The 11,971-nt window shown below is 72.1% G+C and carries 7 protein-coding genes; 3 read left to right on the forward strand and 4 right to left on the reverse strand.

The window, feature by feature from the left end; all coding sequences use genetic code 11:
- From CCN39_RS32135 to CCN39_RS32145, 3 genes are all read right to left on the reverse strand, one after another.
- Positions 1–842, reverse strand: an 842-nt coding sequence (locus CCN39_RS32135) for a TIGR01777 family oxidoreductase (RefSeq protein WP_244211086.1), incomplete at its 3' end; no start/stop codon positions are given.
- Positions 843–924: 82 nt separating this feature from the next.
- Positions 925–1,326 carry a peptidase inhibitor family I36 protein gene (locus CCN39_RS32140; protein ID WP_086848397.1) on the reverse strand — a complete coding sequence of 134 codons (402 nt, stop codon included), beginning with the start codon at positions 1,324–1,326 and terminating at the stop codon, positions 925–927.
- A gap of 39 nt (positions 1,327–1,365) precedes the next feature.
- Positions 1,366–1,920 carry a hypothetical protein gene (locus CCN39_RS32145; protein WP_143264232.1) on the reverse strand — a complete coding sequence of 185 codons (555 nt, stop codon included), beginning with the start codon at positions 1,918–1,920 and terminating at the stop codon, positions 1,366–1,368.
- 270 nt (positions 1,921–2,190) lie between these two features.
- Here CCN39_RS32145 and CCN39_RS32150 point away from each other — a divergent pair, with 270 nt between their 5' ends.
- The 3 genes from CCN39_RS32150 to CCN39_RS32160 all read left to right on the forward strand — a co-directional run bounded on the left by CCN39_RS32150 (position 2,191) and on the right by CCN39_RS32160 (position 8,670).
- Positions 2,191–4,902: an AfsR/SARP family transcriptional regulator gene (locus tag CCN39_RS32150; protein WP_158104570.1), complete on the forward strand. Its 2,712-nt coding sequence runs from the start codon at positions 2,191–2,193 to the stop codon at positions 4,900–4,902.
- A 129-nt stretch (positions 4,903–5,031) separates the two neighbouring features.
- A complete protein-coding gene (locus tag CCN39_RS32155) occupies positions 5,032–7,818 on the forward strand; it encodes an ABC transporter substrate-binding protein (RefSeq protein ID WP_244211087.1) in 2,787 nt (928 codons plus the stop codon).
- A gap of 87 nt (positions 7,819–7,905) precedes the next feature.
- Positions 7,906–8,670: a DUF1206 domain-containing protein gene (locus CCN39_RS32160; protein WP_086848402.1), complete on the forward strand. Its 765-nt coding sequence runs from the start codon at positions 7,906–7,908 to the stop codon at positions 8,668–8,670.
- A gap of 56 nt (positions 8,671–8,726) precedes the next feature.
- On the opposite strand, the gene CCN39_RS32165 is transcribed toward CCN39_RS32160, so the two are convergent.
- On the reverse strand, positions 8,727–11,846 hold the full coding sequence (locus CCN39_RS32165) for a family 78 glycoside hydrolase catalytic domain (RefSeq protein WP_244211088.1): 3,120 nt from the start codon (positions 11,844–11,846) through the stop codon (positions 8,727–8,729).
- Positions 11,847–11,971 lie beyond the last annotated feature (125 nt).

Here is an 11,971-nt window from a genome sequence, read left to right on the forward strand (position 1 = left end):
CGCTGGCCGGCCAGCGCGAACTCGCGGGTGCCGTTCTCTCCAAGCAGGAGATGGGGGCCGGTCGGTGGCACCTCGGGCAACGTCGGCCGCTTGAGCACGCTGCCCAGTGTCCGCGTGTACTCGGCGTTGCGCACGGGTTGCGGGCTCACCGCGTTGATCGGTCCACTGAGGACCGAGTCCGTCAGGGCCCGCAGGTAGACGTCGGCCAGGTCGTCGATGGCGATCCACGGCATCCACTGCCGGCCCGTGCCGAACGGGCCGCCCAAGCCGGCGATGAACAGCGGGTACTGCACTCGCAGCAGGCCGCCGCGTGGGCTGAGGACCAGGCCGGTGCGCACCCTGACCACCCGAAGCCCCGTCACTTCGGTCGCCGCCTCCCACTCGGCGGTGACGTCGGCCAGAAAGCCTTGCCCGCGCTCGCTTTCCTCGGTGAGGACCTCGTCGCCGCGGTCGGGTCCGTAGTAGCCGGCCGCGGACGCCGAGACGAACACCTTCGGGCCGTCGGGTGTGCGCGCGGCCAGGTCCGCGAGCGCCCGCGTCGGCGCGATCCGGCTGTCGCGCACGGCTCGCCGGTGCTCGTCGTCGAACCGGCCGGTGATCGGGGCGCCGGCCAGGTGCACGACCGCGTCGACGCCGGCGAGCAGGTCCGCGGCAGGTTCCTCCGGCTGCCACGTGCGCTCGCCGGGCGTCTCCGCGGCCCGCCGGACCAGCCGGACGATCTCGTGTCCCCCGGTGGTCAGCAGCGCGGTCAGCGCCGTCCCGACCAGCCCACTCGCCCCGGTCACGGCAACCGTCAGCGGCCCGGCGCGGCCGGTGACCGCCGAGCGAAAGACCCTGGCCACGATCACCTCTCGATGCACGGACGCTGCGCTGTGCGGCGAAGCCTACGAGGATGATCGCTTCAGCGCTCGCCGAGTCACGGTGTCAGCAGCTCCAGCGGTGGGAACGGAGGAGGTAGCCGGTGCCGTTGTTCCCCTTGAAGTTCCCGTAGCCGCCGCTCGCGGTGCAGCCGGCCCGCTGGCCGCCGTAGTCGGCTCCGGTGTAGTACGAGACCGAAGCCCCCGTCGTGCCGTGGTTGTAGACCGACTGCGCCCTGGTCGACTTCGCCCACGAGCACTTGATGGCGCCCGTCAGCCAGTTGGGGTCGTCCCCGGACCAGTAGCACATGTCACCGGTGGCGTTGTCGCCCGTCCAGAAGCAGACGTGCTGCTGCGGGCAGTCGTCCCAGTTGCCCGCCGCGTGCGCCGCGGCCGGCAGCACGCCGCCGATCAGCGCCGCGACGGCTCCGCAGAGCAATCCCGTCCGCACCGCGATCCTCGTTCCCATGACAGAACTCCCTTCCGTGAATTTCGGCGAGAAAGCGAATCAGCAATTCCTGACGTAGGCGATACCGTGCCAATTTCCCTCGCGGTCGTGGCTCGGTGCGCGGGGTGTCGTGTAGACGGGCCGGTCCATGTTGTCGAACATCCGGGCTTTCGTGCCCGACGACTGGTTGTTGTCCCACGAACCCGGGCCGCCGTAGTTGACGACGTACCTGTCGCAGTAGTACATGTCGACCGAATCGCCCGTGTACCAGATTCCGCTGTAGGCGCAGAAGCGACCGTAGGGTGCCCCGTTGGGCCAGGCGAAACAGTAGTCGCTCCGCGCGCCCGGCAGATTCCGGGGATGGGCCTCGCCGGGCAGGGCGATGGACACCATGCCCCGTCCGTCGAGGTCGATCTTGTTGAGCCCGACCTGGCGGCCGCCCATGGTGGCCAGGTAGTGGTCCGCCTTTTCCTGCAGCGTGGCGATCTGCGTGGCGTCGAGCCCGCCCGCGCGGCCCTGAGCCGCGAACGCCGTCCGGACCGCGGGCGTCGACGCGGTAGCGAGATCGGCGATCAGGACCGTCGCCAGTAATGACATCGGGATCGCGGATGTCACAGCGTATTTCCGTCGCATTCTTCCTCCCCGGTGGTCGAGCGGGAGGACGTCTCCCCCGTGGCCACGTCCTCCCGCTCGACCACTCTGCTTCGGCGGGCGCACAGAATCCGCACAGGCGTCCGCACACCGGCCCGTCCGGCGGGCGCGGGATAGTGCCGGATCGCCGGCACAGATCCCGCACAAATGCCGCACGGAATTGGCCCGGCTGGAGGTTGGGCGGCCGCACGGGTTGCGCCACGATGCAAAGAGGGAAACGGGGAGGGGATCGACGTGGAGTTCCGGCTCCTCGGGCCGCTCGAAGCCGGGCGCCCGGGTGAGGCCGTGGCGGTCGGCGGGCGGCGGCAGCGGTCGGTTCTGGCCGCCTTGCTCCTGCGGGCGAACGCCGCGGCGGACGTCGGCTACCTCGCCGAGGCGGTGTGGGAGAAGCCGCCGGTGGCGCCGGAGTCCAACGTCCGGACCTACGTCGCCGGGCTGCGGCGGGTGTTCACCGCGCTCGGCGAGGACCGGCTCGCCACGCTGCCCGGTGGCTACCTGCTCACCGTCCACCCCGGCGAGCTGGACCTGGAAGTCTTCCAGGACCAGGCCCGGCGGGGCGACCGGGCGTGGCGGCAGGGGGACTTCGAAACCGCCGCCGGTCACTTCGAGCGCGCGCTGGGCCTGTGGCGCGGCCGGCCGCTGGCGGACCTGTCACCGGGGCCGGTCCTGCGGGCGGAGATCGCGCGGCTGGAGGACGTGCGGCTCACCGCGGCGGAGCGGCACGCCCACGCGCGGATCAAGCTCGGCCGGCCGGAAGCCGCCATCGGGGACCTGCGCCTGCTGCTCGCCGAGCACCCGCTGCGGGAAGAGCTGTGGGTGGCCCTGATGCTGGCCCTGCAGCACGCCGGACGGCAGGCGGAGGCACTCGACGCGTTCTCCCTCGCCCGGCAGCGGCTGGTGACGGAGCTGGGCATCGAGCCGGGCGCACGGCTGCGGCGGGCGCAGCAGGACATCCTCGCCGGCGAGTTCGCCCCCGCCGCGGACACCGAGACCGGCGCGTGGCGGCAACTGCCGATGGACATCGCCGAGTTCGTCGGCCGGGAGGCGGAGCTGCGCACGCTGCACGCGCTGGCCGAGCCGGGTTCCGCCACGGCGGTGGCGATCGGCACGATCCACGGCATGGCCGGCGTCGGCAAGACGCGGCTGGCCGTGCACGCCGCCCACCAGCTGGTCGGCAGCGGGCGGTTCGACGAGATCCAGCTGTGGGCCGACCTCCGCGGGTTCGACGCCGAGCTGCCCCCGGTCCCGGCCACCACGGCCCTCGAGAACTTCCTGCGCCTGCTCGGCGTGGCCGGCCAGCACATCCCCCAGGAGCTGGAGTCACGGGCCGCGCTCTACCGGTCCCGGCTGGCCGGCCGGCGGACGCTGATCCTGCTGGACAACGCCGCGACCGAGGAGCAGGTCCGGCACCTGCTGCCCGGCGACCCCGGCAGCCTGGTGCTGATCACGAGCCGCCGGAGCCTGTCCGGGCTGGCCGGCGCGCGCGAACTGCCGATCGGCGTGCTGCCGACGGCGGAAGCGATCACCCTGCTGTCCCGGATCGCCGGCGACGACCGCGTGACCGCCGAACCCCGGGCCGCCGCCCGGGTCGCGGACCTGTGCGGGCACCTGCCGATCGCGATCTCGCTGGCCGCGCGGCGGCTCCGCCAACGTCCTCTGTGGACGGTTGCCGACCTGGTGACCAGGTTGCGGAAGGGGGCAGGCACCGACGAGCTGCACGCCCTGTTCACGCTGTCCTACCGTGCCCTGCCGCCGGCGCAGCAGCGGATGTTCCGGCTGCTCGGGCTGCATCCGGGCGGCGACTTCACCGCCGAGTCGGCCGCGGCCCTCGCCTCGACGACGTCCGAGGACGCCGAACGGCAGCTCGAAGCCCTGCTCGACGAGCACCTGCTGCTGCAGACGACCCCGGGCCGGTACCGGTTCCACGACCTGGTCCGCCCGTTCGCCCGCGACCGGGCGCGGAGCGAGCCCCCGCAGGCCACGCACCGGCTGCTCACGTGGTACCTGCACGCGGCCGAGTCCGCCCGCGGCGTCTTCGATCCGCACCGGGTCCGGATCATTTCACTGCACCCGCTGCCGGAGCGGTGCGCGGTGCCGCGGTTCGCGGACCACGAGGAAGCCCTGGCGTGGTACGAATCGGAACGGGCCACCCTGCGTGCGGTGGTCGAAACCGCCGCCGGCCACGGCCTGCCGGAAGTCGCCTGGCAGCTGGCGTGGGTGCTGCTCAGCTTCTACTACCGGCGCAGCCACTGGGACGACTGGATCGCCACCTTCGACGTCGCGCTGGAGGCGACGCGGGCGCTGGGCGAGCGGCGCGGCGAGGGCATCATCTGGCGGGGTCTCGGTGTCGCGTACGGCGATCTGCGCCGCTACCCCACCGCCATCGACTGTCACCAGCGGGCGCAGGCGATCCTGGAGGAGGTCGGTGACCGGCACGGTCAGGCCTGGAACCTCAACAACCTCGGTGTCGTCCACGTCGACCTCGGCCGGCTCGCCGCGGCCGCCGACTGCTTCCGCCGGGCGCTGCTGCTGTTCCGCGAAACCGGCGACCGGCAGGGCGAAGGTCTCGGCCTGAACAACCTCGGTGACACCTACCGGCGGCTCGACCAGCCCGTGCACGCCGCCCGGCACCTCGAGCAGGCGCTGACCATCCAGCGGGAGAACGACGACCGGACCGGCCTGCAGTTCACCCTGGGCACCCTCGGCGACATCCACGCCGACGCCGGGCACCACGACCGCGCGCGGCACCGGTACGAGCAGGTCCTCGCCCTCAGCCGGGAGCTCGGCGACCAGCGCACGACCGCCCGCGTGCTGGCCAGTCTCGCGCGGACGCTCGCCGCCCAGGGCCTGGACGGGCCGGCTCGCGCCCGCTGGCACCAGGCCCTCGCCATCTTCGACGAGCTCGGCGACCCGCACGCGGAGGTGATCCGCGCCCGGCTCGGCTGACCACCACGGACCAGCGGTGTACCACGACGAAAACTCACGAGCGCGCGAGGCGGCGGCGGACACCTCCGCCCGAGTGACGTCGGTGGAATTGCGGAACCGGTTCCACGCGGCGCGTGCCATTCTGTTCCGATGGGGAGAACAGGGCCGCTCGGATTTCTCGGCGCCGATGTGTTGATCAAGCTGCTCGGAGCGCTTTGCCTGCGGCCGCGGCTCGGGGACCGGCCGCGGAAACTCGACGACCAGTGCCATTGGGGCGACTACCAGGACGAACGGTCCGAACGGCGGGGCCTGCCCATGGTCTGCCTCGTCCGGCCGGCCGAAAGCGGGGACGTGCTCGCCGCCGTCGCGGAACGGCTCAAGACCGCGAAACCGCAGGGCAGCATCCGGTACGCGCGGCCGGAACTCACCGCGCACGAAGGGCGGGACGAAGCCGGGCCCGCGACCGCCGACTCCGTCACCGTCGTGCGGGACATCCTGCGGGATGCCCGGAAGCAGCTCGGCGACAGCGCGACCGCGCACACCAGCCGGCTGCCCTTCCCGCTGTTCGACCTCGTCTACTGGCTGATGCTGCAGGACTACGACGGCCGCGACGATCCCGACGGGGTGCTGCGGCGGGCCATCCGGCGGATCAGCCTCGCCGAGCGGTTCAGCTCCTCCGCCGAGGACGCCGTCAAGCAGCTGCCCGAAAACCAGGGCATCTGGAAGGTCTTCTCGCTGCTCGTGCGCGGGCTCACCCTGCTGACCTTCCGGATCGCCGTCACCGGGCGGGTGCCCCTGCTCTCCGGGCGGTACCGCTGGTTCCTGCGGCAACCGCACCTGGCCCCCGAAATGTCCGGCAGCTTCGTCCGGTTCGCCCGGCGGCTCACCGAGGGGCAGTGGCAGGAAGAGGCCTCCGAGTACGTCTGCCGCCTGCTGCTCAACGCCTTCCTCGAAGACCTTCGGCGGGCCTACCGGCTGCGGCCGTGGCGGGTGTGGCGGCGACGGCGGATGACCTACCCCGTCCTGCTGCTGGACGAGGTGAGCGTCGGCAACGGCGGCTACCGGCTGCTGGAACTCGTCAACTCCGTCCGCAACCAGGTCGGGCGGTTCGACCCGTTGCTGGTGGTCAGCGCCAGTCCCGCGCCGCCGCCCGACGCGGAGTCGACGCTGCACCGGCCGCAGTTCCAGGCCGGGCAGGCGCGCGCCGCGTACGTGGCCTGGCAGAACCAGCTCGAACGCGACCGGCGGGAACGCCGGCCGACCGCCTGGTACCTGCCCGTCGGCGTCCGGCCCGCGTCGGACGAAGACGAGCCGAGGGTCCGGCAGATGCTGCAGACCCTCGGCAGCGACTACCGGTTCCGCAGGCAGGTCCGGCCGCCGTGGTGGGCCAGCCGGTGGACGCGGATCGGCGTGCCCGTGGTGGTCGTCGCGCTCGTCGCCGGGTTCGTCGCCTACGACCGGCACGACACCTGGGCCGAGCACTGCGGCTCCGACAACCCCTGGCTGACCTGGACGGGCAGCGAGTGCGTCGGCGTCACGGACGGCTCCCAGGACGTCTTCCAGCCGTCGGACGCGACGATCCGGCAGGTCGAAGCGGTCGTGCTGGACCACAACCACCGCGCGGAACGGCTGCACGAAGCCCACCCCGAACGGCCGTACATCACGCTCGTCGTGCTGGAGGCGCTGACTTCGTCCAACAACCTCGCGGAGGGCCTGACCACCGAACGCGAATCGCTGGAAGGGTTCGCGGTCGCCCAGCTGCGGCAGCTGAACGCGCCGGGTTCGGCCGATCCGATCGTCCGGCTGCTCATCGCCAACGCGGGCCGCAACATGCGCGAAGGCGTGCGGGTGGCGAACCAGCTGCGGCTGCAGGCCCAGCAGGACAGCAGCATCGTCGGGGTGGTCGGGCTGGACCTGAGCAGCACCCCCACCCAGCAGACCATCGCCGCGCTGACCAACGCCGGGCTGCCGATGGTCGCCTCGACGCTGTCCGCGGATCCGCTGGCCGACCTGAACCCGATGTACTTCCAGGTGACCCCGCAGAACCGGCGCGAGGCCGCGGTGGCGGCGGGGTTCGCCGAGCAGCTGCCGGGCCCGCGCACGGTGCGCGTCTACTACTCCGACGACGACGCCGACCTCTACAGCACCAACCTCCGCGACGACGTCCTGAAGTCCTTCCGCGACAAGGGCTTCCAGGCCGAAGCACGGGCGTTCACCCCGGACGGCGGCCTCGGCGGGCCGCCTTCGCACGTCCGCTACGACGAGACGTTGCTGGGCAACGCCGGCGCGGCCGGCCGGGACACGTGTTCCTACGACGGCGTGGCGTTCTTCGCCGGCCGGGGCGTGCCCGACTTCGGCCAGTTCCTCAGCAGCGCCGCGCAGTGCGGCAGCCGGGCCACGGTGATCGGCGACGACGACGTCACGCGGTTCGTCGCCGACCAGGGCGAACGCCGGCGCAACCGGGCGCTGCCCTACTACTACCTGTCGTTCGCCACCGCGCCGGTCACCGAGGCGAGCGGCACCGCGCTGGACTTCTACACGACGCTGGACGAGACGCTGTTCCCGTTCGAACGGACGCCGGAAGGCCGCTCGTACGACGGCCACGCCGCACTGGCCTACGACGCCGCGCAGGTGATGATCGTCGCGGCGGCGTACCTGCGCGAGACAGCGGCCGAGATCCCGGTGACGCCGGGCGCGATCTGGCGCGAGATCACCGCCATCCACACGTCGCGCCCGGGGGCCAAGCAGGTCAACAAGTACCTCGAAGGCGTCACCGGCACCATCGACTACGGCGGCGACATCGGCCGGAACGTGCCGCAGAACAAGCCGGTCGCGGTGATGGGCGTGTCGGGCGGCGAAGTCGACAAGTCGCTGCACGGCTTCTGCGGGGCCGCCGACGGGCCCACCTCCGACACCTGGTGCCCGCCCGACCCCTGATCGGCGGGCTCGGCAGCCGGGGTGGCGAGGGGCGCCGGCCACGGCTTCACGCTGCCGAACCGGGCAAGGTGAGCAAAACTCGGTTTCATGCCCGAACTGAGAGTTTTCAGCCTGCTCGCCCGGATCGGGCTGACCTGCTACGCGGCAGTGCACCTCATCGTCGCGTGGCTGGCCGTCCAGGTCGCGCTCGGCGACAACGACCGGGCCGACAAAGCGGGCGCGCTGCAGATCGTCGCTTCCGAGGGCGGCGCTTGGCTGCTCTGGCTGGTCGCCGCCGGCACCGGCGTGCTGGCGCTCTGGCAGCTCGCCGAGGCGATCACCGGCCACCGGCACGCGGAACCCCGGCGGCGGTGGGTGCGCCGGTCGGTCAGTGGCGTCGAAGTGGTGCTGTACGGCCTCGTCGCCTACAGCGCGGGCAAGACGGCGATGGGCGCGTCCGGCAAGGCGGGTTCGGTGGTCGCGAGCGTGCTGGGCCGGCCGTGGGGCGCGGTCGCGGTGATCGCGGCCGGTGTCCTGGTCATCGCGGTCGCGGCGTGGCTCGCCTTCCGGGGCGCGCGGAAGGAGTTCCTCCGCGACCTCGACTTCGGCGGCGCCTCCGCCACCCTGCGCACGTCGACCACCCGCCTCGGCCAGATCGGCTGGTGCGCGGTGGGCGTCCTGTACGCCACGGTGGGGGTGATGTTCGTCCTGGCGGCCGTCCGCTACGACCCCGCCAAAGCGGGCGGCTTGGATCCGGCGTTGAAGACGCTGGCCGTGCAGCCGTACGGGCAGGCGCTGCTGCTGACACTGGCGGCGGGGATCGCCGTGTTCGGGGTGTTCGCGCTGCTGGAGGCCCGGTTTCGCCGCTTGTGACGGTCACCGCCGCTCGGTCGGGACGGCGGCCGCCTCGGGTCGGGCTTCTCCTTCGGTCAGGGGCAGTGGCGGACGGTGAACTTCGACGTTCCGGAACCGACCGGGATCCGGTTCCCCGTGGGCAGGGTGACCGTGGCGGTCGCGTTGACCGGCACGGTCACGGTCAGTTCGAAGCGGCAGCCGGTCTGCGTCCACGCGGAGCTGACCGGCCCGCGGACCGTGTCGATCGACGCCGCGACGTGCCCGAGCCCGGCCGGGACCTGCGGCGCGATGGCGATCGACGCGTATCCCGGCGCCGCGGGCGTGATGCCGGCGAACTGCGTGTAAAAAGCGGTGTTGATCCCGGCGAACATCGCGTGGTCGTGGGTCTCCATGCCGGACTCGTACGTCCACTGCTCCCACGGCGTCGTCGCGCCGCGGCTGATTTCGTACCCGAAGCCGGGGTAGGTCTTCTGCCGGAGCACGGTCAGGGCGACGTCGATGCGGCCGGCCTTGGCGAGCGCTTCGGGCAGGTACCGGGTCCCGAAGATGCCGGTGTCGAGGTGCCCGCCGTCCTTGGTGAGGATCGTGTCGACGAGTTGCGCGCCGACCGCGGCCACCTTGTCCGGGGGCACGATCCCGAAGGCGAGCGGGAGGACGCTGGTCGTCTGACGGCCGTCGCCGTAGGTGGCGCCGTCGAGGAAGTGCGCGTTGAACGCGGCGGCGATCGCGTTCGCCAGCTCGGCGAAGTGGGCCGCGTCGGCGGTCTTTCCCAGCGCCCGCGCGGCTTTCGCGACGTCTTCGGCCTGCCGGTAGGACAGCGCGGTGTTGACCAGCGAACGCTCGCTGAAGCACGCGCCCGCGGACGGATTTCCCTGTCCCCCGTTGGCGTTCGGGCCGCGGTCGGGCGGGCACCAGTCGCCGAAGCCACGGTCGTCCGGCCAGATGTGGCCGGGATAGGCGGCCGCATTGGTGTCCACGAACGCCTTCATCAACGGGTACGCGGCGGCCAGCCGCGGGAGGTCCCCGTACTGCTCGTAGAGCGACCAGGCCAGGTCGACCGAGCCGCCGCCCATGTCCGGCAGCTGGGCGTTCCCGGCGTCGCTGGGCAACGCCGTCCCGGGCGGCAGGTCGAGCAGGTACTTGCGGTAGAAGGCTTCCATGCCGAAGTCGAGGACGGCGGCGTCGTGGTAGGTCTGCACGTCCATGCCCGGCGGCGTCCGCTCGTCGCGGACCGGGTTGTCGGTGGGCAGGCTCATCGAGTTGTTCAGCACGGCCCGGCGGTTGTTCGCCCAGATCGTGTTCAGCAGCGGGTCGGACGTCTCGACGTGCCCGGTGGCGGCGACGTCGGCGTGCACGACCCGGCCGGCGACGCTGCCCGCGTCCGGCGTCCCCGGGTAGCCGGTGAGCTCGAGGTAGCGGAAGCCGTGGTAGGTGAACCGGGGCTCGTGGACCTGGGTTCCGCGGGCGGCGCCGAGGGTGTAGGAGTCGGTGGACGCGGCGTTGCGGTTGGTCGTGGTGTCGAGCATCCCGTCCCCGGTCAGCTCTTCCGCGGTGCGCATCCGCACGGTCGTGCCGGCCGGTCCGGCGACGCGCAGCTGCGCCCAGCCCGCGAAGTTCTCGCCGAAGTCGTAGACGTACACGCCCGCCCGCGGCTGAGTGACGGCGACGGGCCGGAGGGTGCGGACGACCCGGATCGGCGGCGCGGTCGACCCGGTGAGCTCCCCGTCCGGGGCGGCCGCGGTCCGCACCGGGTGCCACGCCGCGTCGTCGAAACCCGCGCGGTCCCAGCCGGTTTTCTCCAGCCGGGCGTCGTAGCTTTCCCCGGCGTAGAGGTCGTTGGCCGTCACCGGGCCGTCCGACCAGCGCCAGGAGCCGTCGGTCGTGATCGTCCGGCGGGTTCCGTCGGTGAAGGTGACGGCCAGCGCGAGGATGCCCTGTTTCGGGCCGGTCCAGCGGAAGCCGTACTGGCTGAAGCGCGGACCGTATCCGTTGCCCAGCCACAGACCGGCCGCATTGCGTCCTTGGTGGACCTGTGGTGTCACGTCGTAGGAGTCGTAGAGGAGGCGACGGTCGTAGGGGGTGCTCCCCGGCGCCAGGACCTGGTCGCCGACCTTCCCGCCGTTGAGGTGCAGTTCGTGGAAGCCGAGGCCGTGGACGTACGCGCGGGCGCTCGCGACGGGCTTGTCGAGGACGAATTCGTGCCGCAGCAACGGCGCGTCCGGCGACTGGGCGAGCAGGAGCGGGTCGCCCTGGGGTTCGAGCTCGCCGCCGGTGATGGTGGCTCCGGGGAAGCGCGGGTCCGGAGTGGACTCGAAGTCGTCGGAAAACAGCGGGGTGCCGTCGAGGCCGTGGACGGTGAGGTTGTCGTAGGCGGCGGCTTCGGGCGTGCCCTGGCTGAGCGAAGTGCGGAACCCGATCGTGCCGGTGCGCACCGCGTCGACCGGCCGGGAGTCGACCCGGGTGCCGTCGATCGACGTGACGACGGTGCTCCCCCGCGCGTCGATCCGCAGGTGGTGCGGGGCGTTCGCGGTCTGCGGGCTGAGGACCGGGCTGAGGTCGGTTTCGCCGAGGAGCGTGAAGGACCCGTGGCTCTTGACGTGCGGCCGCAGCAGGACCTTGCCCGGCGCTTCGGCGGCGTTGACCTGCCACAGCAGGAAATCGTCGGGACCGGTGGCGCGGAAGACCACACTCGCGGCCGCGGCCTTGATGGTGAAGTCGACGTCGAGGACGAAGTCCTGCCAGGCGTAGGCGTCACCGGGTGTGATCCACTGGGCGCCGGACCAGTCGGCGCCGGTCTCCCACCAGGCGGGCGCGGCCTCGGCGGGCGGTCCGCCGTGGGCGCCCCAGACCTCGACGGTCCAGTAGTTCCGCTTTCCGCCGGCGGGCCCGCGGTAGGGGACGGCCACCGAGTCCGCGCTGGTGATCCGCCCGCTGTCCCAGACGTCGGGGCGGTTCTCCTCGAGGAGCCGGGGATTGCTCGCGACGAGGATCCGGTACGCCGTCTGCCGTTCTCCTGGCCTTTCGGAACGCAGTTTCCAGCTCAGCGTCGGGGTGGCACCGGCGGCGAGGGGGTTGACAACGTTGTCGACGCGCAGGTCGCCGACCTGGACGGCCGTTCGGGGTGCGGCGACGCTTGGCGGCGTGATCACCAGGAGGGCGGACAGGACGGCGAGCAGCACGCGATATCCGGACATGAACGCTCCACGGCATTGTTGAAACGTTTCAAGTCAGAATATCACCGCGCCTGGGTCCCGCATAGGTTGTCCACGAGACAGTTACTGGTGCAGGCGCTGGGCCCAGTCTTCGGGCACCCGCCCGG

The sequence above is a fragment of the Amycolatopsis kentuckyensis genome, assembly GCF_002155975.1.
Classification (GTDB): Bacteria; Actinomycetota; Actinomycetes; order Mycobacteriales; family Pseudonocardiaceae; genus Amycolatopsis; species Amycolatopsis kentuckyensis.

Coding starts and splice junctions, on each gene's coding strand:
- CCN39_RS32140 (WP_086848397.1), bottom strand. CDS start 1,326: ATGGGAACGAGGATCGCGGTGCGGACGGGATTGCTCTGCGGAGCCGTC.
- CCN39_RS32155 (WP_244211087.1), top strand. CDS start 5,032: ATGGGGAGAACAGGGCCGCTCGGATTTCTCGGCGCCGATGTGTTGATC.
- CCN39_RS32160 (WP_086848402.1), top strand. CDS start 7,906: ATGCCCGAACTGAGAGTTTTCAGCCTGCTCGCCCGGATCGGGCTGACC.
- CCN39_RS32165 (WP_244211088.1), bottom strand. CDS start 11,846: ATGTCCGGATATCGCGTGCTGCTCGCCGTCCTGTCCGCCCTCCTGGTG.